Raw genomic sequence first — 24,642 nt, forward strand, 5'->3', positions numbered from 1 at the left:
AAAACCTTCTACAAATATATTTCATTACTTTATTAAATTTGTAATGAAAATATTTTTGTAGGTTTGGTCGTTTCACTAATGTAATTAAGCTGTTACACTAGTGTAATTGCTGCAAAAATAGTATAAATTAGAACATGGCTAAGGTAAAATATTATTATGACGCTGAGACGCTTTCTTATCGTAAGATAAAGCGAAAAAAGCGCACAACATTTAAGTACGCTTTTGTCTTTTTAGTAGCCTCTGCACTTTTTGCCTTTTTATTCGTCTTTATTGCAGGCCAATACATTGAATCTCCTAAAGAGCGTCAGTTGGCGCGAGAGCTTCAAAACATGCAAATTCAATATGAATTATTGAACAAACGTATGGATGATGCTATTGCAGCTCTAGAAAATGTTGAAGAACGCGATAATGCCATATACAGATTGTATTTTGAAGCTAATCCTATTCCTGAAGAACAACGACGCGCAGGATTTGGTGGTGTGAACCGTTATAAAAAATTTGAAGGCTATGACAACTCTCAACTTATTGCAGAGAGTAACAAACGCTTAGATATATTAGAAAAAGCTATTGTTGTACAATCTAAATCATTAGATGAAATTGCAAAATTAGCTGAAGACAAAGAAAAATTTTTAGAAGCCATACCTGCCATACAACCCGTAAGAAATGAAAACCTTACGCGGATGGCTTCAGGTTATGGTTACAGAACAGACCCTTTTACTAAAGCAAGAAAGTTCCATTTTGGGATGGACTTTACAGCACCAAGAGGGACACCAATCTATGCTACTGGAAACGGCATTGTAAAACGTGCAGATAATAGTTCTTCTGGTTATGGTAAACACATTCGTATAGACCATGGTTATGGTTATATATCTTTATATGCACATTTATATAAGTATAATGTACGTGTTAATCAACGTGTAAAACGTGGTGATTTAATCGGTTATGTTGGTAGTACAGGTCGTTCAGAAGCACCTCATTTACATTACGAAGTTTTTAAAGATGGTGAACGTATAAATCCTATTAACTTCTATTATGGCAACCTATCTGCAACCGAATTTAATGAATTGCTAAGAAAAGCCTCTCTAGAAAACCAATCCCTCGATTAAAATGCATATAGATTTACCAGAAAAACGCTATTACGGTATTGGTGAAGTGGCTAAAGCTTTTAAAGTGAATGCCTCTTTAATTCGGTTTTGGGAAAAGGAATTTGATATTATTAAGCCTAAAAAAAATGCTAAAGGCAATAGAAAGTTCACTCCAGAGGACATAAAAAATCTTAAGTTTATTTACCATCTTGTTAAAGAAAGAGGCTTTACGCTTGAAGGAGCAAAAACTCACCTAAAAGAAGAAAAGAAGCAATCGCTCGAAAAATTTGAAATTATTGAAAAGCTAGAAAGCATAAAAGCACAGCTTATCAAAATAAAAACACAACTTTAAAACTTATCAATTATGAAAAAATGGTTAATCCCTCTGATTGTTATTGCTATAATTGGATTTGGTATCTACCAATGGGCAGTTGGCATTAACAATACATCAGTAGAGCTAGAAGCAAATGCTAAAACAGCTTGGTCTAATGTAGAAAGTACTTACCAAAGAAGAAATGATCTTTATAGTACAGTAATTAAAACAGTACAAGGTGCTGCCGATTTTGAAAGAAAAACATTAAATGAAGTTATAGAAGCGAGATCTAAGGCTACCTCGATGAATATTAATGTTGATGATTTAACACCAGAAAATTTAGAGAAATTTCAACAAGCCCAAAGTCAATTAAGTGGTTCTTTTAGCCGATTGATAGCTTCTTTTGAACGTTACCCAGACTTAAAAGCTTCTCAGCAATTTAGAGATTTTCAAGCGCAACAAGAAGGCACAGAAAACCGAATCAACATTGCAAGAGATCGTTATAATGAAGCTGTAAATAAGTATGATATATACACAACTAAATTCCCAAATAAACTTTTAGCAAGTTGGTTTGGTTTTAAAGAGATGGCTAGATATAAAGCAGATCCTGGAAGTGAAAAAGTTCCAGATGTAGAATTTAACTTTTAACCTTTCATAACATGCCACACATTGAAGATTTCCTAACACAGCAAGAAGAGCAGGAAATCATTGAAGCTATTCGTATTGCAGAACGTGAGACTTCTGGTGAAATCCGTGTACACATAGAACAAAAGTGCAACATGGATATATACGAACATGCCCTGGAAGTTTTTCATTACTTAAAAATGGACAACACAAAGGAACAGAATGGAGTGCTCATTTATGTGGCAGTAGACAATAAGGCCTTTGTTATTTATGGAGACAAAGGCATCAATGATATTGTTGGTGAGGACTTTTGGAATTCTACAAGAGATAAGATTGTTTTTCAATTTAAAAATGGCAACTTTAAACAAGGGCTTATAGATGGTGTTATTGAAGCTGGTAAAGCTCTTGCTTTACATTTTCCTTGGAAACATGGTGATCATAACGAATTAGATAATTCAATTTCTAAAGGATAAAATGTAGTATGCAGTTTTTAGTAAACAGTAAACAGTTAGCCCTAAGCTTAAAAGTGATATGCTTTTTCACACTTCTTTTTGCTTGCCAACTTATTGAAGCCCAATACGAAATTCCTCCTGTCCCTAAATTTCAAACAAGTGTTTATGACGAAATTGGACTACTAAGTACTGCTCAAAAAAAGAGTTTAGAAGATAAACTTATACGATATTCCGATACAACCTCAACACAAATTGTAGTTGTAATAATTAATTCTACAGAAGGAGAATATATAAATTATCTTGGTGCACAATGGGGCGAAAAATGGGGAATCGGACAAGAAAAGGAAGATAATGGCATACTTATTCTTTTAGCAAAAAACGATAGAAAAATCGCTATTAACACTGGTAAAGGTGTAGAACACTTACTTACAGATGCTTTAAGCAAACGTATAATCGATAGAGAAATTATCCCTTACTTTAAACGCAATGACTATTACGGTGGACTAAACAGAGGTGCTGATGTCATTTTTGAAGTCATGAAAGGTGAATACAAAAGCTCTAGAAAAAGTAACAATAGTGAGTTTCCGGTTGCTTTTTTCATCATACTACTTATCTTTTTTATAATTTTTATTATAGCTATCTCAAAAACACGAGGTGGTGGACGAGGTGGCAATAAAGGCAACCGAAGAGATGACGATGCCAGAAGTATCCTTGAAGCTATAATACTAAGCAATATGGGACGTGGGAGCTACTCTCGAGGATCATCTGGAGGAGGTATCTTTGGTGGTTCTTCTTCTGGCGGAAGTTTTGGTGGTGGAGGCTTTGGTGGTGGCTTCGGAGGCGGAAGCTTTGGTGGAGGTGGTGCCTCTGGTGGTTGGTAATTTTTATATTGTTTTAGATTTATGCTTCAGACTTTAAACAGCAGGTTATTTATTCTATGTTTTATTTCTTTTATTCTATTGAATTGCAAGGAAGCTAAAACGAGTCTTATTACAGATACACCTAAAAACCTTAATGAAAATGTAGTTTATGATACTGCTGAATTGTTTTCTAAAAGACAGCAAGATTCGTTAACTAATAAAATAATTCTTTTTGAACAGGAAACTATTAATCAAACTGTTATTCTAACTGTAGATTCTATCCCAAAACATATGAATATCATGGAGTTTGGTAAAGAAGTGTCAAATTCTTGGGGAATTGGCACTATGGAAAAAGATAATGGGCTGCTCATTACAATTTCTAAGTATGATAGAAAAATTGCTATCAATACTGGTTTAGGCACAGAAAAAACAATTTCAGACTATGAATGTAAAATCATAATAGATAGTATTATGATCCCTAAGTTTAAAGAAAACAAATACTATGATGGTGTTAACAAAGCTATAGACTCACTTTTTTTGTTGTGGAATTAACTAGAATAAAAAGAAATCGTCATCACTAGTTTCTCCTTTTGAGCCCAAGCTATTAAACTTATAACTAAAACCTAGCATAAAGTATTGTCTTAAGACTGTACTTTGAGAATCTTGTATATAATCTTGCGTTGCTACACGTCTTGCATTGGTGTTTTGGTTAAGTAAATCATATACCTTTAAAGAAATCAAGCCTTTATCTTTAAGAATGCTATAGGTTAAGGATGAGTTCCAAAACCAAGCACTTTTTTGAAATCCTTCAGCAACGTCTGGATTATAATTAAATCTAATATCGTTTTCCCATTCAAACTTTTTGGGTAGATATGTTGCTGTTCTTAATCCTGCGTTATGGCGTGTAAAGTTTCTATCTTCAAAAGCATCAATATCATAAGAATTGTTAGATATATTAATCTCGTAATATGGCTTTATTTCCATCACCTTATTCCAGATAAAATCCACTCCCAATCTAGGAGTAATTGTATTTACCCTACTTGCATATTGTACATCATTATTAAAGTTGATGTTTTTACTTCTGTTGTAGCGTGTCCGAAAGTTGAACTTTACAGATTTTAAGGTGTCTAATTTTATTTCTTTGCTATATGTCGCAGACACACCAAAATTAGAATTACCATCAACATTCTCATACGTTGTTGTTCTTACTAAAGTCTCAGGATTTATAACCGTTTTAGAAACCACTTGATTATTTGTGAAATTAGCATTTATATTGGCATAAAATCCTGTTCGTTTTTGCCAATCGAACCCATTATAACCTGCATAAAAACTATGTCTGTTTGAAGGCTCTAAGTTAGGATTACCAATTATAACACTTAGAGGATTAGATACATCTGTAAATGCCTGTAGCTGTCTTAAAGCTGGCGGATTGTTTCTAAGCCAATAACTACCATAAATTGATGCCTTAGGGCTGAATCTATAGTTTACTCTATAACTCGCTTGTAAATTTTTGAATTGACGTTCTACATTAAACTGAGGACGTAATAAATCGTTATTTTCTAAGGTACGAATATTATAACCTATATCTAATCTTGAATAGAATTTTTCTCCGCTATAGGTTGCACCAATTCTAGGTATACTTCTTGAATCTGTATATTCAAAATCGGTACTTAAGGCAGTATTAAAATCATCAAAACCTTGCGAAATCTCATTGTAATCAAAAGTGCTCTGTCTGTTATTCTCTTTATCTCTTGAATACTCGTACTCAAAATTTAGAAATAACTTTTTAGCTATAATTGGTAGTCTATAGGTTAATTCTGTCGAAAAACCATAACTATCATTTACACCATCTGTAAACTGATCTCTTATTATTGTTTCAGGATTTGTACCAAAAATCTCTGCTATCGAATTGAGAAAATCGTCACTTTCTTGCTTACTTACTTGTGTTCCTATCTCTGCCCTTATAAACGCACCTCTGCTTCCAAATCGTTTTGTTGCCGAGATATCTGCGGAAAAATCGCGAGCATAGCGTTCTACATCAGAATTAACCGAAGATTGATTGGTAAGCACAAAGTCTTCATCTAAGGTTTCGTCATTACTATTAAAAAAAGTTCTGGTTTTAGAATATCCAAACGAAGGCTCTATATTAAGTTGAAATGTAGAATCTGTTTCTATTTCAAATTCGAGATTTGCCGAATGGCTGTCTGTATCATTATTTGACTTAGATCTTGTATTTGTAAAAAACCTTGAGTCTGCCAAAATTGTCTCACGCTCTGTTAAGGTTTCATTCTCAGAATTACTAGAAGAATTAAAATAATCTGCCGAAACATCTACGGTTTCACCAATAACATCTGCATAATTTAACCCTGTACTTCTGGATGTTGTAATACCTTGCCCTCCACCAAAAGATCTGCCATCAAAGTTAAAAGAACCGTTGCTATTTATAGATATAGAATTAGCACCACCAAACATTTTATTTAACTCACCAAAACTGAATCCGGGTGAATTAATATTGTTTCCACCAGAAAGTACACTCAGTCGTCTGTCATTGTCAAAAAAGTTGACCATACCTGCGTACTCGTAGCGCTCATCTGTTCCTGCACCAGCAGCAACACGACCAAAAACACCTTTATTATTCTCTTCTTTTATGGTAAGGTTAATGGTTTTATTCTCGCTATTTCCTGCTTCACCAGAGAATGCTTCAGATTTGGTCTTAGTATCTACAATCTGAATTTTTTCTACGATATCTTTGGTTAAATTTTTTGTAGTAATAGTTGGATCGTCACCAAAAAACGGTTTTCCATTTACTAAAATCTTATTCACTTCTTTACCATTTACTGTTATCTTACCTTCTTCATCTACTTCTACTCCTGGTAATTTTTTTAAAAGATCTTCTACTGTAGCATCTCTCTTTGTTTTAAAAGACTTTACATTAAATTCTAGAGTATCTTTTTTTATGGTTATAGGGGCAGTAGACTTTATAAGTACTTCTTTGAGTTGATTATCTAACTGCATAGAGATAGTTTTTAAGTCTATTTTATCCTTATCAATATCTATTTTCTTTACATAAGTACCATAACCTACATAAGAAGCAAAGAAATTAAGTTGATCATCAAAGGTTCTTCCTTCTACTTTAAAAAAACCATTTTTATCTGAAATGGTATAAGTAACAACGCTACTGTCCTTAATTCGTTCTAAGTAAATAGTTGCAGATTCTATGGGTAGATTAGAGTCTTCGGCGATGAGTGTACCTGTGATTTCAAAAGTTTTTTCTTGAGAGAATATAAAACATGTAAAGATTAGTGCAAAAACTAAACTTAGTTTTTTCATAGAGATTGATTGATGGTTAATGTAACAGCTAATGCTTTAACGCAATTAAAGCATAAATCGTATGAATTTTCTTAAAAGAATAATAAAATTCAGTTAACGTTTTAATGCAAAGTGTCCCTTAAACGTTCTTCCGTCAGCTAAATTACAACCTGTAGCAATCTGAACAAAAATCTCATCTAAAGTTACTTCTCCTCCACTTATACTAATATCTGTAATTATAGGCATTGGTGCTTCGCCACAGTATAGTTGTTCGCCTTCAAAATCAATCTGCGGAGGACTCTGTGCCATACCAACAAAACAGTTAGCAATGCAAAACAACAAAAACCAGTATTGCACAAGCTTTATCATAGCAAAGTAAAGATACTACTTTTTACGCATGTACACGCTTACTGGCACGCCTGTAAAATCAAAATGATCTCTTAATTGGTTTTCTAAAAATCGCCTGTATGGATCTTTTATATATTGAGGCAAATTACAGAAAAATGCAAACTGAGGCTGTGGAGTTGGCAACTGCATTATATACTTTATCTTCACATACTTTCCTTTGTAAGCAGGTGGAGGGTTGTGTTCTATAATTGGCAACAGTGTTTCATTTAGCACACTTGTTTTAATGCGTTTAGTTCGGTTTTTATAGACCTCAACAGCAGTTTCTATAGCCTTAAAAATACGTTGTTTATTCAATACCGAAATAAATACTATTGGCACATCTGTAAAAGGAGCAATTTCTTGTTTTATATGCTTTTCGAATTCCTTGACAGTTTTATTATCTTTTTCAACCAAGTCCCATTTATTCACAAGGATTACAATTCCTTTTCTGTTGCGCTCAGCTAACCAAAAAATATTTTGTACTTGTCCATCAAACCCTCGTGTTGCATCTAAAACCAATAAACACACATCACAATGTTCAATAGCTCTAACACTACGCATTACAGAGTAAAACTCTAAATCTTCCTTTACTTTAGATTTACGACGAATACCAGCAGTATCAACCAGATTAAACTCAAATCCAAAACGGTTATACTTGGTATCTATAGAATCTCTTGTTGTACCTGCAATATCTGTAACGATATAGCGATCTTCACCTATTAAAGCATTTATAAATGATGATTTACCAGCATTAGGACGGCCTACAACAGCAAACCTTGGTAACTCCTCTTCTTCAATGTCCTCCTTTTCAGGCAAGGCTTCCACAACAGCATCTAACAGATCACCTGTTCCACTACCATTTATACTAGCAATGGTATAATAGTCACCTAAACCAAGCGAATAAAATTCAACAGCATCCTCTGCACGTTTATTATTATCTACTTTATTTACAACAAGGAAAACAGGTTTTTCCACTTTTCGCAATAGTTTAGCCACATCCTCGTCCATACCAGTAACACCAGTTTCTACATCGACCATAAAAATGATAGCATCAGCTTCATCTATTGCTAGCTCTACCTGCTTATCAATTTCGGCTTCAAAGATGTCATCGCTTCCCACTACGTATCCACCTGTGTCAATGATAGAAAACTCTCTTCCATTCCAATCGGTTTTACCATAATGACGATCTCTTGTTACACCACTAACGGCATCAACTATAGCTTCGCGTCTTTTAATTAAGCGATTAAAAAATGTTGATTTACCAACGTTTGGCCTTCCTACTATTGCAACTATATTTCCCATAAATTTTTTATTTAATCTGCATTACATATCCTGTAAGCGGTAGCAAAGGTAGGGTTTAATTTTAGATTTACTATTTATGATTTCCGAATTCGGAATTGGAAATTCAGTTTTGAGTTTAACCAAGAAAATATGTACATTGGTTCTTATATCTTTTTGCAATGGAACTTTCTAACGAAATTGTTTTAAGACCTCGATTTAAATTCAATGTTAGTCATAGCAATGAAAGCCTGCTGTCACTATTTGAAAAAGAAGGGAAAAGTCAATCTGAATTTATCGTGACTCGTGTTGATGACCATGTGTTTATAAAGATACCTAAAGCTAAGCAGCACTTTTGGTCTCCACAGTTACATCTTGAAATTAATGAGGATTATGACAATAAACAGCTAAGTACCATTTATGGTCTATTTGGTCCTAACCCAACGGTTTGGACCATGTTTATGTTTCTTCATTTTGCTGTTGCTGGTTTCTTTATTGGCTTTGGAATTTGGGCTTACGTTAATTGGTCTTTAGGAAGTAGTTTTGCCATACAACTTTTTGTTACCTTACTTATGGTAGTGGTATGGTTTGCTCTTTATTTTAGTGGAAGACTTGGTAAAAAAGCTGGTATGGAGCAAATGCATCAGCTACACCACTTTATGCGAGATACGTTGCGAAGTAAAGATATACACGCTATAACCTAAACTACTTTTGGTTATAACCAAAACGTTTTAATTGTTTTTGATTAGATCTCCAGTTTTTGTTCACCTTTACATACAGCTCTAAGTGAATTTGCTTACCAAAAAACTTTTCTAAATCTTTTCTGGCTTCTACTCCAACACGTTTTAAAGCTGAACCTTTATGACCAATAATAATTCCTTTTTGCGTATCGCGTTCTACCATAATAACAGAACGAATTCTGATGATATTTTCCTCTTCAAAAAACTCTTCAGTATCTACTTCAACAGAATATGGGATTTCCTTTTTATAGTGAAGCAATATTTTTTCTCTAATAGCCTCATTAACAAAAAAACGTTCTGGCTTATCTGTTAATTGGTCTTTAGGATAAAATGGTGGAGACTCTGGTAATAATTCAATAATTCTTTGAAATACGTTCTTAACATTAAATCCGTTAAGTGCAGAAATTGGATAAAACTCAGCATTTGGCACCTTACTCTGCCACAGCTCTGCTTGTTCTTCTAGTTGTTCTTGATTAGAAGTATCTATTTTATTCAGCAGTAATAATACTGGTATTTTAGAGTTGGTAATTTTCTTAAAAAAGGCTTCATCCTTAAGTTCCTTCTCGCCTATTTCTACCATGTAAATCAATACATCAGCATCTTCAAAAGCAGATTTCACAAAATCCATCATAGAGGCTTGCAACTCATAAGCTGGTTTCATGATGCCTGGAGTATCACTTAACAACATTTGAAAATCTTCACCATTGACGATTCCCAAAATTCTATGTCTAGTCGTTTGTGCTTTAGAGGTTATAATGGACAGCTTTTCTCCAACAAAAGCATTCATTAAGGTAGATTTACCCACATTTGGATTACCAATAATATTTACAAAACCAGCTTTATGCATGTATTAAAATTTTAACAAAGGTAATATTATTAATGATGACATTTTAAAATAACGACGATACATAAGAAATGAATCAAAAACCATTTCTTATGTATCGCTTTAAAACCCTAATCTTATTAATTTTAATATGTGTTCTAACAGCCTGCTCGTCGGATGACAACAACAATACCCAGAATATTGACAATCGCGAATCCTCATGTATCAATGCTGTAGGTTACACGGGTTTATATTGGGATTTCGCCAATGCTAGACCAACTGGTTTATCGCAGGTACCTATAATTCAAAATCCAGGTCAGCAATTTATCCATAGCCTACAACCACTCTTAGGTTTCACCATTCCACAAGGCTTTACTGCTTTTGAGTTAACAGATCCGCAAACCCAAACCATTGGTGTTAATGTATTTAGAAATGATAATGAAGTTCTCTTTCGTTGGGTACCTTTGAGCTCAGTGATTGGACAACAAATTCCATCTCAAAATTTTATAGCCAATGAGATTGATACCATGTTCAATTTTTATAATTTTAATGGTACTCCAGAAGTCCTTTGTTCGGAATTCAAACAGCAGGTTTTTGCTACAATTCCCATGGAATTTAATGCGAGACTGCTTCGCTTTGATGGTCGTATAGCACAAGTTTGGGTTATTACAACTTATGCTGCAAGCTCAACTTACATTACAGTTTCTGTAGTTACTGCACCAGAAGCTGAATACGATGCTCAAGTTGCCAATACATTTTTACCTATTAACTATCAACTCTACGTTAACGAAAGTGGTGGTATTGTAGATAATGACATGGATGGATTTGATATTCTAAGAGATCCTGATGATAACGATCCTAACGTACCGTAACAAATAATCACAAATAACTATTTTAACAATGAAAAAACTAGCCGTACCACTAGCTGTATTCTTAATCGGTCTTGCTCTAACCGCTTTTAGCTTTTTTGGATCTAAAAAAGGGAATGCTGATGATATTGACATTAGCATTGAGAAATCTGCCTTTATAATGCCTGCCGCACACAGAGTATATTCTAACCCAGAAGCTATGGATGGGAAATACTACCTCTTTAAAGCAAAAATCACAAATAATTCATCTGAAACTTTAGAAGATGTAACAGTTAAGTATCGTATTCCAAATTACATCGAGTGGACAGAATTAACAGTTTCTGGTGAGATGTTTCCTGGGCAAACCTTAGTAGTGCCGTGCTACCCAAAATTTAAAAATGAAATTACCGAGAAAACTACTGAATCTGTTGAAAAGGCAGAAATAGAAATTTCTTGGGATGGTGCCGCTGAGGATGATGTGATAGAGGAAGATTTCACATTTAAACTCACTAACCGAAATGAGTATGTGTACACAGGAATTAAAGCAGAAGAAATAAGTTCTTATGCGGACATCTATGATAATGATGCTCTTATTGCCTGTTTTGTAACTCCCAATGATCCAGTTGTAAAATATTACACTCAGAATCTTCAAGAAAAAATATTAAAAGGAGAAGCGGCAGGCATCTCTAAAAGCGAGAAGGATGCTGTTAGGTTTTTAATGGGCATCTATGAAGCCACAAGACTATCGCATATGGTGTACAGCAGTACTAAAGGTGTACCAAAAAGTACCGAAGATGTGCAGTCTTTAGTGCAACAAGTAAGATTGCCGCGCGAGGTAATCACTGGCAACACAGGCTTGTGTATAGAATTAAGCACCCTATATGCAAGCATTTTATCTAATGCTGGGATAGATCCAGTAATATTTTTTATCCCAGGACATGCCTATCCAGGTTTTAGAATGAACGGCCAATACTATGCTATTGAAGCTACAGGAATTAATGGTGAAGGTTTAGGCGGAATAGCAAGTGCTGAAGCTGCTTTTAAGAAAGGACAAGAGCAGTTGCAAGAGTTTATGAAGTATGCACAAATGGGAGATCCAAGATATACCTTTGTTGATATTCATAATGTTAATAATCAAGGCGTAACTTCTATGGATTTAAAGGATAATGATTTTATGCGAAAAAAAGTAGATGATATCGTGGCGTCTTGGTCTGGTGGACAGCAAGTAAGCTCCAATAACCAAGGAAATGACATTAGATTATCCGATAACAACCTTCGTACAAATAATCCGCTTTCTTTTTCAATACCAGCGGGTTGGCAAACCATGATGAATCCCGTTCCGCAAATACCAATTGTTACTGCACAGGTTGTAGCACCAGACCAAATGACAACAGTTACAATTTATGATATTCCTGTTTCCAACACTCAACAAGGTATGGCTACCGTCAACCAATATTTAACAAACTTTGGTATGCAAATGCAATATCAAATCAATGGGAATTCCATCTCTGGAGTAACCTATTCTGCCAATGGAAATTTCAATTGGATTGGTAAAGCCGTTAGACGACAGGGAGGCATCAGAATTGTGGCCGTAGGTGCACCAGATTACCTATACAATCAAAATTCAGGAATAATTAATCAAGTGTATAACAGTATCCAATAAATCTAATCATCATGAAAATTTTAATAAAAATCATAATCGTTTGCATATTGTTTTTCAGTACAAACAGTAATGCTCAATCTCAGCAAAAAATAGAAATGCGAATAGACTCTATTGGTAATGCTAAACTAACGGTTTCCATGACTATGAATGCCCAACAATGGCAGGTATGGAACAGTAACTACGGTAATAACCCTTCAGCATTAAAACGCGATATAGAACGCTCTATGCCAGCCTATTTCTTGGATGATTTTAAATTAGACAAAGACGATATGAACCGTTCTTTTAACCTTAGCCTTAATGCTTATGGAGTATGTGAAATTAACAAACGTGGAAAATGGATCGTAGATACTGACCAAAAAAATGCACAGCTTACTGAATTAACAGAAAACAAGTATATGTTAGTAAGTAGTCCTATTGAATATAGTGGCAACCTACAACAGACCTTCATAATTGAACTTCCAAATGATGCCAAAAACATCAAAGTAGATAAGGACGCTTATGGAAAATCTGTTTTTGAATTTGATATGGATGCACCAACTTCTAGTTTTAACTTCGTGCAACTGTCTGGTATTTTATTATTGGTTATTGGAGGTACCTGGTTTGGCAAGAACACAATCTCAAAAAAGAAATTATGATGACATTATTAGCACTTTTCGATTAAAAAGAAAGAAAATAAACCTCAAAATCAATCATTATGAAAAAACACAATTACCTTTTTATTCTCTTAGCATTTCTATTAATGACATGTTCTGATAATGGTGATGATATAAACAATACAGCTCCAGGTATTTTCTCAGCAAATACAATAGAAACTAGATTTGATGGTGCAACGATAGAATGGACCGAATCTCTAGATCCAGATGGAGACGATGTTACCTATGCTATAATTTTAGAAGGACAAGAAATAGCATCCGGAGGAACGACTTTATCCTATAGCTTTTCAGGTCTAGAACCTGAAACATTATACGAAGGCTATGTCGAAGCAAGAGACGGCAATGGCGGTACATCACAAGCATCATACTTTTTTACAACAGAACCTGAGGTAATAATTTATGAGGTAGATATTGAATGCAGATGGTGGGAAGGTGCAGGCGGTTATGGCATAGTTAATTATTTTGAAATAAATGCTGTTGAAGATGCTATTAGCTATCATGTAGAAATTTTAGATTATGCTCCAGACCCTATACCATCTAATGTAGGAAGAACATATTCTTGGACACCAGAATCTAACTTGCCAACTGGAAATAATGTAGGTTCTGGCTCTAGCCATCTAACAGAATATTCGCCAGGTGTTTACCATGCAAATACTAGTACTGGAAGTGGTTCGCTAATTTACTTAGATGATGCAATAGCCAACTGTGAAGCTGTTGTTGCTACAGCTAGAGTTACCATAATTGTTGGTGAATGATAATGATTTTAAAACAGATTTAATAACGAATTTAATCAGATAGAATTATTTTATCTGATTAAATTGTTGTTTGACCTAACAGCTATTTGTGTTAAAATGAAATAATCGTATCTTTCTCATGATTAGCTATTAACATGAGGGAAACATTAAAAACCAACAATACACTACAAGTGGTTGATGCCATAAAGCGTAATGATACGATTACACTAAAACGCATTTACGCCAATAACTACCCGAAAATAGAAATTCTGGTTTTAAAAAATAATGGCACTAAAGAATATGCAAAAGACATATATCAAGAAGCTTTTTTGGTGGTTTGGCAAAATGTAAAACAAGATAAATTCATTCCTCAAAACGAGTCGTCTATTAACGGCTATTTATACACCATAGCCAAGAATAAATGGATGGATGTATTGCGCTCTCAAGGCTATAAAAAAACAATTGTAGCATCTCAAATGTCGTATTTTGAAATAAAAGATGAAGAAAACAATGGCATGGATGATGACATTTTAAAAGATAAACGATTAGAAGATGTAATGCATGCCTTCAAAAATTTAGGTGATGCTTGCAAAAGTTTACTACGTAAGTTTTATTTCGAAAAGAAATCAATGAAAAACATTGGCAAGGAATTGCAATTGGATGCTGCCTCAACACGAAATAAAAAATACCGTTGTATGCAAAAATTGAGACAAATAGCCCTAAAGAATAATTAATAGCAATGGATATAAAAGATATATCACAAGAAGAATTTGAACGTATTGAAGCCTATCTGAACAATTCGCTTTCTAAAGAAGACTTACTAATTTTTGAAAACCGATTACAGAACGAAGAAGGATTCGCTGCAAAAGTTGAAGATATCAAAACTGTTTTAACAGGTATAGAAACACAAGCATTAAAGGAACAGTTGAATGAATTTCATGAAGATATTACAACTCAGGAAAAAGAAACTATTCAATTTAATCCAAAAGTAAAATCTTTACAATGGAGGAAAATTGCAGTTGCTGCTGCTTTAATCATTGCTACAGGAAGTTTTTGGTTTTTAAATAGAAATTCCAACGATCAATTATATACTGATTTTTATTCACCAGATCCTGGCTTACCAACAACGATGAGCAGTACAGATAATTACGAGTTTTATGAAGCGATGGTATCTTATAAGCAAGGCCATTATAAAGAGGCCTTAAATACATGGACCAAGCAGTTAAAAACAAAAGTTGAGAACGATACTTTAAACTATTTTATAGGTTCTGCCTTATTAGCTGATAAAAAAGAAAGTGATGCGATTTCTTATTTAAAAGAAGTAGCAAATAATGATGATTCTGTCTTTAAAAATGATGCTTTCTATTATTTAGGTTTGGCATATTTAAAAAACAACAACAAAGAAAAAGCTATAGAATACCTGAGCAAATCTGACTTTACCAAAGCAAAAGACCTACTCAAAAAACTGAACTAACAAAATGTACAAATGTAATTATATAACACTTTTACTTTTGGTATTAGTGAGTATTTTTAGTTGTTTACATTCTCAAAATTCTCATGAAAACAATCTAAAAACATTAGATGAGTTTTTAAAAAACAAAGAGTATAAAGCCGCCGAAATATTCACAAAAAAGCAGATGGATTCACTCATAGGAGTTAAAAAGTTTTATGAGCTAACAGATTATGTTTATTATTTGGGTCAAATTGAATCTAAACTCAACAACACAAAATCAGCAATAAAAATTATTGAAGACTTTGAAGCTAAAATTAAAGTATTAACTACCAACAAAAAAGTACTCAGACAATTAGCATTAGAAACAGGATCTTTTTATGAATCTATTGGTGATTCTGAAACTGCAAAAGATTATAATCTAAAAGCTTTGAGGATTACCAAGAAAATGCCCGAAGCGACGGGTAAAGATTTAGCTATGATTGAAAGTAACCTAGGTGTGTTTTACTCACGCTTGGGAGATCTAACAACTGCTACTAAATATCACAAAAAAGCTTTGAGTTCATTAAAAAGTGACGCTACCTCAACAGAAGACAGCTATTATATAACCTATAATTCTTTGGGAGCCATGATGTGGTATGCTTCTAAATTTGATAGTGCTATCTATTATTACAAAAATGCAGATAAGACATTACAATCTCTCGAGCAAACACCATGGAATAAATATTACAGATCCGCATCATTAAACAATAACATTGCTGGTATTTATAACATAAAAGGAGATATAGATGCTTCTATTAGCGCTATGCGTACTACAGTAAATAATCTTAATGCTTTTCTAAAAGAAGATATTAGCGATGCAAGACGAACTCATGCCCAAGAATTCTTGTTTCAGGCTATAGAAAATTATGCAGGCCTGTACAAAGATATTGGTGACTATAAAAAAGCTAAACAGTTACTCAACTACGCTTTTAAGTTGAAGATTAAAAGCCTTCCACCAGAAAGCCCGGAAATAGCCAAAGGAAAAGTCCTTCTTGGAAAGGTAGAAGTGGCTCTCAAGAATTACGAAGAAGCTGAAAGATTACTAAATGAAGGTATAGAACACCTCGAAAACAATAATGGTGATTATAATTTTTGGTTGGCAGACGCTTATTATGGCAAAGCGTTAATTCACTCAGAACTAAAGCATTATGACATAGCTCAAAACTATTTTATAAAAAGTGAAAACCACTATAAGTCTTCTCTGGGAAACTATTATGATGAGCAATATTTAAACTTCACAATTAATGCCTCTAATTTCTACACAGAAATAAACAACAAAGAAAAAGCACTGTCTATGGCAAATGAAGCCTTGGACTATATTAAAACCAATCAAGGTGAAAAAACACTTTTAGAATATTACCAGGTATTGAATTTAGCAGATATTTATTACCAATGCCAAGATTACACCAACGCTCTACTGTATAGCGATAAAGCTTTAGAACTAATCAGCTCTAAAGATTTTATCAAAAATAGCAAACTCAACACGTTAAATGCAGAAAGCAACAAAGTGAGTGCTATTTTAATCAAAGTAAAGACTAGCCTAAAATTAAACTCTACAAAAGATGAAACTTTTTTAAAGGCACAGCTTTCAGAAATTGAAAATGCAATAAAACTCTTAGAAAACCGGAAGTCTATGTTCTCTGGAGATAATGCAGTAGCCATCTTAATACAAGATAATGCAGATGTTTTCAAAATTGCTAAAAAATTAAATTTAGAACTTTATCAACTCACAAAAAATGAGAAATACCTCGAAAATTTGTTAGGTCACCACGAATCCATGATTTATCATAAAATTAGAAATAGACTCAACTCAAAATCAACACAATTAACTGCCAGTTTACCCAAAGAAATTTTAGAGGAAGAAAAGAATCTTAAAAAAAATCTTAATAGCTTTTTAGACGAAAATTCATCTATGAATACTTATATAGATAATGAAAAGAAATGGTTGAACTTTTTAGGCGAACTAGAAGAAGACTTTCCTAAATATTACAAGTTAAAATATGCTTCAATTTCACAATCATTAAATAATATAAAACAGAACATTCCGGAATCGTCAACTGTTGTAAGGTATATGTTTATTGAAGATAGGCTCTTTGCGTTTGTAGTGAGTTCTTCCTCGGTTAATATGGTTGAGTTAAAGTCAGAATATCTTAAAACGTTAATATCGCAACTCAATGATACTACAGAAAGGCTTCAACCTACGTTTCAACTTCAATCAGCGTTATATAGCATCCTCTGGAAACCTATTGAAAATGAACTAAAAACAGAAGCTGTTATAATAATACCAGACAAGGAACTTTTTAACCTAAGCTTTGAGTTGTTGACCTCAAAAAATTGTGAGAATTATAAAGATTTTAGTACTCATAGTTTATTGGCTAAGCATACTATTTCATATAATTATAGCTTATTTCTTGTAGATAAAAATAGCCAACCCATTGGCTATGATTCTAATTTTATTGGTTTTGCACCAGAGTTTAACGAAGCTATGAAAACCAACTACAAAATTACCATAAAGGATTCGGTAGAGTTGGATTACGGATATTTGAAGCTAATACCACAGCCTTTCGCAAAAGATTTAGCTAAAAGTTATTCGAGGTTATTTGACGGTAATTCGTTTTTAAATGAAAAAGCCTCAAAACGTATTTTTACGGAAAATGCTAGAGAACACAAAATCATACATATTGGCACACATGCAGAATCGGATAACATTTCTCCTGAATTTTCGAGATTAATCTTTGCAAAAAACACGGATGATGAGAATAACTCATTATACACTTATGAAATTTACAACCAGAATCTAGCTTCTAATCTTGCCATTTTAACAGCCTGTGAAACAGGTAAACCAAGTTATCAACCTGGCGAAGGCATGATATCGTTAGCACATGCTTTTAACTATGCTGGCAGTGAAAGTATTTTGACCAGTCTTTGGAAAATCGATGAACAGTCGAGCACTCAGATTCTAGAATATTTTTATAAAAATATTTCAAAAGGTATGAAGAAAGATGAGGCACTTAAAGCTGCAAAACTTAAATATATTTCTATTGCAGAAGGCAGAACTGTTGCACCTCAATATTGGGCTGGTTTGGTTTTAATAGGTGATACTACAGCAATTAATCTAGAAGTTAGCAATAACTGGTGGGTTTGGATAATTTCGATTATTGCTATTGTGCTTATTCTTTATTTTATGCTGAGAAATAGAAGCGCTAAGACCTAGGCTTTTCAATACCTCTATCGTACATTACGATACTACCAGCAACAGATACATTAAGGCTTAGTTGCGATTTAAATTTCACCAAAAAATGACTCTTATCTATGGCTTGTTTGGAGAGTCCATGGTCTTCTGCGCCTAAAAGATAGACACATCTTCTTGGGTGATGAAATGTCTCTAAATCTACTGCTTCATCTGTTAATTCTATACCTACTAACCTGGCACCTTTAGGCAAATTATTAAAAAACTCATCAAACGTATTGTAATGAAAATAAGGCATTGATTTTACAGCATTATGTGTATCACACGCTTGTTTAGCATATCTATTACCAATGGTAAAAATAAAACTGGCGCCTAAGTTTTGTGCTGATCGCCATAGTACTCCAAGATTCTCCGGTGTTTTACCATTTTGTATGCCAATACCAAAAAATTCGTTCACAAAATTATCTGTCATAGTTGCAAAAATAAGACATACTGACAAAATGTAAGTTCATACTGAAATGGCATTTTTTTTGATTTTTAGAAACTGAAGTCTAATTTAAAATTGTAAAAAATGAAAAAAGTAATGCTCTTTTTATTTGTAGCAATTTTAGCTACAAGTTGTAACGCACAAGACACTGAGAATTCTTCTAAAAATTCTTCAGATATAGAAATTCAAAAAGACAGCCTTCAAAGACCAAAAGGTAATTGGAAAGTCAATAAAGAAGTAGACGAAAATGGCAATATAATTCGTTACGATTCTATTTATAGTTGGTCCTCTTCTGGGAATATAAAAGATGTAGAAAGTGATAGCATTTTTAACCAAATGCACACCATGATGCAAAAGCGTTTTTCTATGCTACAGTCTCCTAACCTAAATGATTTCGCAGAACGCGATTCGATAATGAAACAGTTTTTTTCTGATGACTTTTTTAAAGATGATTTCTTTTCTAATCGTGTACCACCTGGTTTCCAAAATATGGACGAAATAATGAAACAAATGGAAGCTATGCGACAAAACTTTTTTAACAACCAGAACAGATATATTATCCCACCAGAAAACACAGAACCAAAAGAGAAGAAAACTAAGACAATCGAAAAAAAGCAGGTGTAATAATTTTTATGGTTTAATTTTTAAAACAATTAGATTATGAAGAAACAACCTATTGAAGTTAGATTAGTTAATCAAAAGGGAAATATTTACCATATCAAATTCCCTAATCTCGAAATCCCAGTTAAGGTAAACGAACATCTTTACCACAAAATGCTTCACAGTCCAGAATATCAATTTGGATCTTCTAATGCTGTTGTAAAACAAACCTATTCGGCTTAGCATTGTTATAATTAAAGCAATAATCAATGAGGCTGTCTGAAAAGTGTGTTAATCTGTTATTCTGAATTCATTTCAGAATCTCAATGAACTGATTTTCAAATTATTTTAGAATCTGAAACGAGTTCAGATTGACAAAGCATTAACTTTTCAGACAGTCTCATTTTTATTACACAAAAAGTCAAACTTAAACTATTGTTTACTAATTTTTTAGCTGACAAATATCATGGGAAGTTTTAAATCTTAGTCATAACTTTAAATACTAAGAACAATAAAACCCTTTGATTATGTTATCTATCTTATTACCTACCGATTTTTCACAAAATTCTGAAAATGCTATTATCTACGCTTTAGAATTGTATAAAAATGAAGACTGTAAATTTCACTTTTTGCATTGCTATCCTCCAGTCATTTTTTCATATGAATATCAAATAGAAAAAGGACTCATCGGAAAGGATATACATAAAATTCTTCAGGAAGAATCTAAAGAACGTCTTTACGAATTTGCACTTTCGTTAATGCGAAAATATGGTAATGACCAAGAATTTGACGTGGAGGTTGTGAAAGGTTTTTTACCTGACCGCATTTCTAAAACAGTATCTGATAACAATATAGATCTCATTGTAATGGGTACAAAAGGTGAAACAGATTCAGACAGAGTGGTTTTTGGTAGCAATACTACACAAGTCATAAACAAACGTTGTTGCCCAGTCATTGCTGTACCAGATGATTATAAATTTGTTGGCTTGGAAAATATATTGTTCCCTTCAGATTTAAATCTTGCGTTCAAAAACAAGCATTTTCAACCAATTCTAAAAATATTAAAATTACACAAGAGTAATATAAATGTTCTGCATATTTCAATATTAGGACTCACATCTCTTCAAAGAATACATAAAGAATTCATCAAAGAAACATTTACAGATTATAACACCACATACGACATTTTAGAAGAGAAAGACATTGCAGATGTTATTTATGAATATCAGCAAGAACATAAGTCTGAGCTACTTGTGATGATAAATAACAAACATACATTTTTTGAAAATCTGTTCTTTAAACCAACGATTTCAAAAATTGCAATGCACTTACAGACACCATTTATGGTGATTCCGGCATAAGCAACGAAACCCAAACATTTAAAAAATAATGGGTTGCGATGTTACAATTGACATAAAAAACTTTAACCATGAAAGTTCTTGTTTACAGCACCAGAGATTTTGAGAAAGCTTATTTAGAAAAAGCCAACCATAAAAAGCACTCTATGACATTTACAAAAGAAGCTTTATCATCCTCTACAGCTATTAGTGCTGTAGGTTATGATGCTGTTTCTATTTTTTCTGCAGACGAAGCCTGCTTCTTAACCTTAGAAAAACTTCGAAGTTTTGGTGTTAAGTACATATGCTTACGCTCTGTTGGGTATGACAATGTTAACATAAAAGCTGCCAAACGAGAAGGTATAAAAGTAGCTAATGTACCAGCATACTCACCAAACGCTATTGCAGAACATGCAGTGACACTACTTTTAGCATTAAACCGTAAACTTATTGAGGCAAACGACAATATTAGACGTTTTAATTTTGACTTAAATCACCTTACAGGTTTTGACCTTAATGGTAAAACAATTGGTATTGTTGGCACTGGTAGAATTGGCTCTGTTATGGCTAAAATAATGCATGGATTTGGATGTAAATTATTAGGCAGTGATATTGAAGAAAACAATCTATTAACAGAACGCTATGGATTGCAATATGTTCCTCTAGAAAATTTATGCGAGCAGTCAGACATCATATCGCTTCATGTACCACTAAATAGTGAAACTCATCATATGATTAATGAAGACTTATTTGATGTAATGAAGGAAAATGTATACCTCATTAATACTGCTCGAGGTGCTGTTGTTAATACAGATGATCTTATACAGGCTTTAGACCACAAGAAAATTGCTGCCTATGCTATGGATGTTTATGAAAATGAGAAAGGTATCTTTTTTAAAGATTTGTCTCATAATATACCAGACGATGATAATCTATTAAAGTTAATAGCCTTGCCAAATGTATTGGTTACTGGCCATCAGGCATTTTTAACCAATGAAGCTCTAACCAACATTGCAGAAACTACCATTTACAATCTAGATTGTTGGGAAAACAACAAGGTAAACAACAATGAATTAACTGGTTAATTCGTAGTGCTCTACCACTAAGCTCAGTATACTATGGAACAAATTACTTCCATAAATAAACAATTAAGATCTTTTTTTACAGAGATTGGTGACCTCTCATTTTTTACTATTAGATATTTTAAAGAAGTCATTAAACCACCTTATGAGCTTAAAGAATTGCTTCACCAATGTTATAATATGGGAAATCGCTCACTACTTTTAGTAGGCATTACAGGATTTATAATTGGTTTAGTATTAACGCTTCAAACCAGACCAACTTTAATGGAATTTGGTGCAGTATCATGGATGCCATCAATGGTTGGCATTTCAATAATTAGAGAAATAGGTCCAATTATTACTGCTCTGGTTTGTGCTGGTCGTATTGGTTCTGGTATTGGTGCAGAATTGGGCTCTATGCGAGTTACAGAACAGATAGATGCTATGGAAGTTTCTGGCACCAATCCTTTTAAATTTTTAGTAGTTACAAGAGTTTTGGCAGTAACCTTAATGCTTCCTTTGCTCGTAATCTTTGGTGATGCCTTGGCATTATTCGGTTCGTTTTTGGTAGAAAATGTAAAAGGTAACGTGTCTTTTACGCTTTATTTCAATCAGGTTTTTAATTCTTTAGAATTTGGAGATATTATTCCGGCAACCATTAAAACATTCTTTTTTGGATTAGCTATAGGTATTGTGGGTTGCTATAAAGGCTATTACAGCACAAAGGGAACAGCAGGCGTTGGAAAAGCGGCAAACTCTGCAGTTGTGTTGGCATCATTGTTACTGTTTATTATAGATTTTATAGCTGTTTTTGTTACCGATATTTTTTATGACTTATGAATGGAAATACAGACATATCAGAAAAAGAAATTGTTCTAAAAATCAAAGATCTACACAAAAGCTTTGGCGACAATCATGTATTGAATGGTTTTAATCTTGTGTTACACCAAGGTGAAAATCTCGTTATCATGGGAAAATCTGGTTCTGGCAAGTCGGTAATGATAAAGTGTTTGGTAGGTCTTATGGAAGCTGACAGTGGTACAATCTCTGTAATGAAACACGATATCACCAAACTAGACAGAGAAGCGCTTGATATTTTAAGAGCTGATATCGGATTTTTGTTCCAAGGCAGTGCATTGTATGATTCTATGAGCGTTCGCGAAAATTTGGAATTCCCGCTGCGTCGTCATTCAAAAAAATTAAAAAAAAATACAGATACCGAAAGTATGATTATTAAAGCATTAGAAAATGTAGGTTTGGCTAGTGCCATAGATTTAATGCCTTCCGAATTATCTGGTGGAATGCAACGACGCGTGGCATTAGCTAGAACCTTAATCCTTCAACCAAAAATTATACTATATGACGAACCAACAAGTGGATTAGATCCTATTACGGCAAAGGAAATCATTATGTTAATGCAGAGCATTCAAAAAAAATATAACACCTCAGCACTCATCATTACACATGATGTGGATTGTGCTAGAGTTATTTCAGATAGGATGATTTTACTAATCGATGGAAAAGATTATGCAGAAGGTACCTTTAAAGAGCTTTCTGCTTCAGAAGACCCAAAGGTCAAAGCGTTTTTTAAACATGAATCATGAAAGTCTATAATAGGCATTTGATGAGCAAACAATACTACTAAAGGAAATAATAAATTACAGAATCAAGGGTTCTAGAAAATTTGAAACAGATGAAAAGATCAGCATCACAAAAAACAAGACTTGGCATATTTGTTATTATCAGCACCATCTTATTTATTGTTGCTGTTTATATGATTGGTCAAGGAAAAGATATGTTTAAAAAAACCTTTACTATTAGTGCATATTTTCAGAATGTAAATGGTCTACAAAACGGTAACAACGTTAGATATTCTGGCATTGATATTGGTACCGTAAGAGCCATTAACATGATAAATGATTCTACCATAAAAATAGATATGGGTATTGATAAAAAAATCATAAAACACATTAAAAAAGATGCTATAGCTACCATAGGTTCGGATGGATTGGTGGGTAATATGATTGTAAATATTGTTCCTGGAAAGGGTACGGCTAACGTTATTGAGAATGGTGATGTTATTGAATCTTTCAGTAAAATTGGTGCTGATGATATCCTTAGTACTTTGAGTGTTGGCTCAGAAAATGCAGCTTTATTAACTGTTGATTTATTGAAAATCACGTCTGAGATGCTAGAAGGTGAAGGCACTATTGGCATGTTATTAAACGACACCATAATGGCACAAGATCTTAAAAAATCCGTCTATAATCTTAAAACTGCAAGTAGAGGCGCAACAAATGCCATACATGAGTTAACCGATATTATTTCTTCCTTAAGAACTAACGATGATTCTGTTTTGGGCATGGTATTGAATGATTCAATTTCAGGAAAGCAGCTAAAAAATATTGTAAATAATCTTGAAACATCCAGTAATGAGATCAATTCAATTTTAAACAACATCAATACTGTTGTAAGTGATTTAAACTCTAGCGAAGGAGCATACGACTACATTGTAAGAGATACAGCGTTGGTTAATGATTTAAAATCTACAATTAAGAACATTAACGAGGGTACCGAAAAGTTTAATGAAAACATGGAGGCTTTGAAGCATAATTTCTTAACACGTGGCTATTTTAGAAAGTTAGAGCGCCAAGAAAAGAAAGAGGCTCAAAAACAATGAACACACAGAATTTGAAAACGTTCAAA

The 24,642-nt window shown here is 33.4% G+C and carries 26 protein-coding genes; 21 read left to right on the forward strand and 5 right to left on the reverse strand.

Annotated elements, in window-relative coordinates; translation table 11 throughout:
* The first annotated feature begins 134 nt into the window (after positions 1–134).
* From FC091_RS05010 to FC091_RS05035, 6 genes are all read left to right on the forward strand, one after another.
* Entirely contained in the window at positions 135–1,106 is a 972-nt protein-coding gene (locus FC091_RS05010) for a M23 family metallopeptidase (protein WP_138433178.1), read from the forward strand.
* A gap of 1 nt (position 1,107) precedes the next feature.
* Entirely contained in the window at positions 1,108–1,437 is a 330-nt protein-coding gene (locus FC091_RS05015) for a MerR family transcriptional regulator (protein WP_138433179.1), read from the forward strand.
* A gap of 12 nt (positions 1,438–1,449) precedes the next feature.
* Positions 1,450–2,046 (forward strand): LemA family protein, encoded by a 597-nt coding sequence (locus FC091_RS05020; protein ID WP_138433180.1) that lies wholly within the window; start codon positions 1,450–1,452, stop codon positions 2,044–2,046.
* Between the two features lie 11 nt (positions 2,047–2,057).
* A complete protein-coding gene (locus tag FC091_RS05025; RefSeq protein WP_138433181.1) occupies positions 2,058–2,495 on the forward strand; it encodes a TPM domain-containing protein in 438 nt (145 codons plus the stop codon).
* A gap of 8 nt (positions 2,496–2,503) precedes the next feature.
* On the forward strand, positions 2,504–3,355 hold the full coding sequence (locus FC091_RS05030; RefSeq protein WP_138433182.1) for a TPM domain-containing protein: 852 nt from the start codon (positions 2,504–2,506) through the stop codon (positions 3,353–3,355).
* A 78-nt stretch (positions 3,356–3,433) separates the two neighbouring features.
* Positions 3,434–3,886, forward strand: a complete 453-nt coding sequence (locus FC091_RS05035) for a TPM domain-containing protein (RefSeq protein ID WP_171032466.1) — start codon at positions 3,434–3,436, stop codon at positions 3,884–3,886.
* On the opposite strand, the gene FC091_RS05040 is transcribed toward FC091_RS05035, so the two are convergent.
* The 3 genes from FC091_RS05040 to der form a co-directional block, all read right to left on the reverse strand.
* Positions 3,887–6,664: an outer membrane beta-barrel protein gene (locus tag FC091_RS05040; RefSeq protein ID WP_138433184.1), complete on the reverse strand. Its 2,778-nt coding sequence runs from the start codon at positions 6,662–6,664 to the stop codon at positions 3,887–3,889.
* Between the two features lie 93 nt (positions 6,665–6,757).
* Positions 6,758–6,952: a hypothetical protein gene (locus FC091_RS05045; protein WP_138433185.1), complete on the reverse strand. Its 195-nt coding sequence runs from the start codon at positions 6,950–6,952 to the stop codon at positions 6,758–6,760.
* 75 nt (positions 6,953–7,027) lie between these two features.
* Positions 7,028–8,332, reverse strand: a complete 1,305-nt coding sequence (der, locus tag FC091_RS05050; protein ID WP_138433186.1) for a ribosome biogenesis GTPase Der — start codon at positions 8,330–8,332, stop codon at positions 7,028–7,030.
* A gap of 158 nt (positions 8,333–8,490) precedes the next feature.
* Here der and FC091_RS05055 point away from each other — a divergent pair, with 158 nt between their 5' ends.
* Complete coding sequence (locus FC091_RS05055) at positions 8,491–9,012, forward strand: GTP-binding protein (RefSeq protein WP_171032467.1); 522 nt, start codon at positions 8,491–8,493, stop codon at positions 9,010–9,012.
* Position 9,013: 1 nt separating this feature from the next.
* Here the strand turns inward: FC091_RS05055 and era are convergent, their stop codons facing one another.
* On the reverse strand, positions 9,014–9,895 hold the full coding sequence (era, locus tag FC091_RS05060; RefSeq protein WP_138433187.1) for a GTPase Era: 882 nt from the start codon (positions 9,893–9,895) through the stop codon (positions 9,014–9,016).
* 68 nt (positions 9,896–9,963) lie between these two features.
* On the opposite strand from era, the gene FC091_RS05065 reads away from it, so the two are divergent.
* The 7 genes from FC091_RS05065 (at position 9,964) to FC091_RS05095 (ending at position 18,475) form a co-directional block, all read left to right on the forward strand.
* Complete coding sequence (locus tag FC091_RS05065; protein ID WP_138433188.1) at positions 9,964–10,743, forward strand: hypothetical protein; 780 nt, start codon at positions 9,964–9,966, stop codon at positions 10,741–10,743.
* 28 nt (positions 10,744–10,771) lie between these two features.
* Positions 10,772–12,382: a hypothetical protein gene (locus FC091_RS05070; protein ID WP_138433189.1), complete on the forward strand. Its 1,611-nt coding sequence runs from the start codon at positions 10,772–10,774 to the stop codon at positions 12,380–12,382.
* Positions 12,383–12,393: 11 nt separating this feature from the next.
* Positions 12,394–13,017 carry a hypothetical protein gene (locus FC091_RS05075; RefSeq protein WP_138433190.1) on the forward strand — a complete coding sequence of 208 codons (624 nt, stop codon included), beginning with the start codon at positions 12,394–12,396 and terminating at the stop codon, positions 13,015–13,017.
* A gap of 59 nt (positions 13,018–13,076) precedes the next feature.
* On the forward strand, positions 13,077–13,790 hold the full coding sequence (locus FC091_RS05080; protein ID WP_138433191.1) for a fibronectin type III domain-containing protein: 714 nt from the start codon (positions 13,077–13,079) through the stop codon (positions 13,788–13,790).
* Positions 13,791–13,924: 134 nt separating this feature from the next.
* Positions 13,925–14,503 carry an RNA polymerase sigma factor gene (locus FC091_RS05085; protein ID WP_138433192.1) on the forward strand — a complete coding sequence of 193 codons (579 nt, stop codon included), beginning with the start codon at positions 13,925–13,927 and terminating at the stop codon, positions 14,501–14,503.
* Between the two features lie 5 nt (positions 14,504–14,508).
* Positions 14,509–15,243 (forward strand): tetratricopeptide repeat protein, encoded by a 735-nt coding sequence (locus tag FC091_RS05090; RefSeq protein ID WP_138433193.1) that lies wholly within the window; start codon positions 14,509–14,511, stop codon positions 15,241–15,243.
* Between the two features lie 163 nt (positions 15,244–15,406).
* Entirely contained in the window at positions 15,407–18,475 is a 3,069-nt protein-coding gene (locus FC091_RS05095) for a CHAT domain-containing protein (RefSeq protein ID WP_171032468.1), read from the forward strand.
* Here the strand turns inward: FC091_RS05095 and FC091_RS05100 are convergent.
* Positions 18,465–18,923, reverse strand: coding sequence for an RNA methyltransferase (locus tag FC091_RS05100; protein ID WP_138433195.1), 459 nt, complete (start codon positions 18,921–18,923; stop codon positions 18,465–18,467). The two genes, FC091_RS05095 and FC091_RS05100, sit on opposite strands and share 11 nt — an antisense overlap.
* A 99-nt stretch (positions 18,924–19,022) precedes the next feature.
* Here FC091_RS05100 and FC091_RS05105 point away from each other — a divergent pair, with 99 nt between their 5' ends.
* From FC091_RS05105 to FC091_RS05135, 7 genes are all read left to right on the forward strand, one after another.
* Complete coding sequence (locus tag FC091_RS05105; RefSeq protein ID WP_138433196.1) at positions 19,023–19,562, forward strand: hypothetical protein; 540 nt, start codon at positions 19,023–19,025, stop codon at positions 19,560–19,562.
* A gap of 36 nt (positions 19,563–19,598) precedes the next feature.
* Entirely contained in the window at positions 19,599–19,781 is a 183-nt protein-coding gene (locus tag FC091_RS05110) for a hypothetical protein (protein WP_138433197.1), read from the forward strand.
* 284 nt (positions 19,782–20,065) lie between these two features.
* A complete protein-coding gene (locus tag FC091_RS05115; RefSeq protein ID WP_138433198.1) occupies positions 20,066–20,899 on the forward strand; it encodes a universal stress protein in 834 nt (277 codons plus the stop codon).
* 68 nt (positions 20,900–20,967) lie between these two features.
* The gene (locus FC091_RS05120; RefSeq protein ID WP_138433199.1) at positions 20,968–21,960 is read left to right on the forward strand and encodes a 2-hydroxyacid dehydrogenase; all 993 of its coding nucleotides are present in this window, start codon (positions 20,968–20,970) and stop codon (positions 21,958–21,960) included.
* 33 nt (positions 21,961–21,993) lie between these two features.
* The gene (locus FC091_RS05125; RefSeq protein ID WP_138433200.1) at positions 21,994–22,776 is read left to right on the forward strand and encodes an MlaE family ABC transporter permease; all 783 of its coding nucleotides are present in this window, start codon (positions 21,994–21,996) and stop codon (positions 22,774–22,776) included.
* On the forward strand, positions 22,773–23,540 hold the full coding sequence (locus FC091_RS05130; RefSeq protein ID WP_138433201.1) for an ABC transporter ATP-binding protein: 768 nt from the start codon (positions 22,773–22,775) through the stop codon (positions 23,538–23,540). The genes FC091_RS05125 and FC091_RS05130 overlap by 4 nt, the downstream gene beginning before the upstream one ends.
* Positions 23,541–23,629: 89 nt before the next feature.
* The gene (locus tag FC091_RS05135; RefSeq protein WP_138433202.1) at positions 23,630–24,616 is read left to right on the forward strand and encodes an MlaD family protein; all 987 of its coding nucleotides are present in this window, start codon (positions 23,630–23,632) and stop codon (positions 24,614–24,616) included.
* Positions 24,617–24,642 lie beyond the last annotated feature (26 nt).

The sequence above is a fragment of the Winogradskyella algicola genome (assembly GCF_005869935.1).
GTDB classification, from domain to species: Bacteria; Bacteroidota; Bacteroidia; order Flavobacteriales; family Flavobacteriaceae; genus Winogradskyella; species Winogradskyella algicola.

Coding starts and splice junctions, on each gene's coding strand:
- FC091_RS05010 (WP_138433178.1), top strand. CDS start 135: ATGGCTAAGGTAAAATATTATTATGACGCTGAGACGCTTTCTTATCGT.
- FC091_RS05015 (WP_138433179.1), top strand. CDS start 1,108: ATGCATATAGATTTACCAGAAAAACGCTATTACGGTATTGGTGAAGTG.
- FC091_RS05020 (WP_138433180.1), top strand. CDS start 1,450: ATGAAAAAATGGTTAATCCCTCTGATTGTTATTGCTATAATTGGATTT.
- FC091_RS05025 (WP_138433181.1), top strand. CDS start 2,058: ATGCCACACATTGAAGATTTCCTAACACAGCAAGAAGAGCAGGAAATC.
- FC091_RS05030 (WP_138433182.1), top strand. CDS start 2,504: ATGCAGTTTTTAGTAAACAGTAAACAGTTAGCCCTAAGCTTAAAAGTG.
- FC091_RS05040 (WP_138433184.1), bottom strand. CDS start 6,664: ATGAAAAAACTAAGTTTAGTTTTTGCACTAATCTTTACATGTTTTATA.
- FC091_RS05045 (WP_138433185.1), bottom strand. CDS start 6,952: ATGGCACAGAGTCCTCCGCAGATTGATTTTGAAGGCGAACAACTATAC.
- der (WP_138433186.1), bottom strand. CDS start 8,332: ATGGGAAATATAGTTGCAATAGTAGGAAGGCCAAACGTTGGTAAATCA.
- FC091_RS05055 (WP_171032467.1), top strand. CDS start 8,491: ATGGAACTTTCTAACGAAATTGTTTTAAGACCTCGATTTAAATTCAAT.
- era (WP_138433187.1), bottom strand. CDS start 9,895: ATGCATAAAGCTGGTTTTGTAAATATTATTGGTAATCCAAATGTGGGT.
- FC091_RS05065 (WP_138433188.1), top strand. CDS start 9,964: ATGAATCAAAAACCATTTCTTATGTATCGCTTTAAAACCCTAATCTTA.
- FC091_RS05070 (WP_138433189.1), top strand. CDS start 10,772: ATGAAAAAACTAGCCGTACCACTAGCTGTATTCTTAATCGGTCTTGCT.
- FC091_RS05075 (WP_138433190.1), top strand. CDS start 12,394: ATGAAAATTTTAATAAAAATCATAATCGTTTGCATATTGTTTTTCAGT.
- FC091_RS05080 (WP_138433191.1), top strand. CDS start 13,077: ATGAAAAAACACAATTACCTTTTTATTCTCTTAGCATTTCTATTAATG.
- FC091_RS05085 (WP_138433192.1), top strand. CDS start 13,925: ATGAGGGAAACATTAAAAACCAACAATACACTACAAGTGGTTGATGCC.
- FC091_RS05090 (WP_138433193.1), top strand. CDS start 14,509: ATGGATATAAAAGATATATCACAAGAAGAATTTGAACGTATTGAAGCC.
- FC091_RS05095 (WP_171032468.1), top strand. CDS start 15,407: ATGGATTCACTCATAGGAGTTAAAAAGTTTTATGAGCTAACAGATTAT.
- FC091_RS05100 (WP_138433195.1), bottom strand. CDS start 18,923: ATGACAGATAATTTTGTGAACGAATTTTTTGGTATTGGCATACAAAAT.
- FC091_RS05105 (WP_138433196.1), top strand. CDS start 19,023: ATGAAAAAAGTAATGCTCTTTTTATTTGTAGCAATTTTAGCTACAAGT.
- FC091_RS05110 (WP_138433197.1), top strand. CDS start 19,599: ATGAAGAAACAACCTATTGAAGTTAGATTAGTTAATCAAAAGGGAAAT.
- FC091_RS05115 (WP_138433198.1), top strand. CDS start 20,066: ATGTTATCTATCTTATTACCTACCGATTTTTCACAAAATTCTGAAAAT.
- FC091_RS05120 (WP_138433199.1), top strand. CDS start 20,968: ATGAAAGTTCTTGTTTACAGCACCAGAGATTTTGAGAAAGCTTATTTA.
- FC091_RS05125 (WP_138433200.1), top strand. CDS start 21,994: ATGGAACAAATTACTTCCATAAATAAACAATTAAGATCTTTTTTTACA.
- FC091_RS05130 (WP_138433201.1), top strand. CDS start 22,773: ATGAATGGAAATACAGACATATCAGAAAAAGAAATTGTTCTAAAAATC.
- FC091_RS05135 (WP_138433202.1), top strand. CDS start 23,630: ATGAAAAGATCAGCATCACAAAAAACAAGACTTGGCATATTTGTTATT.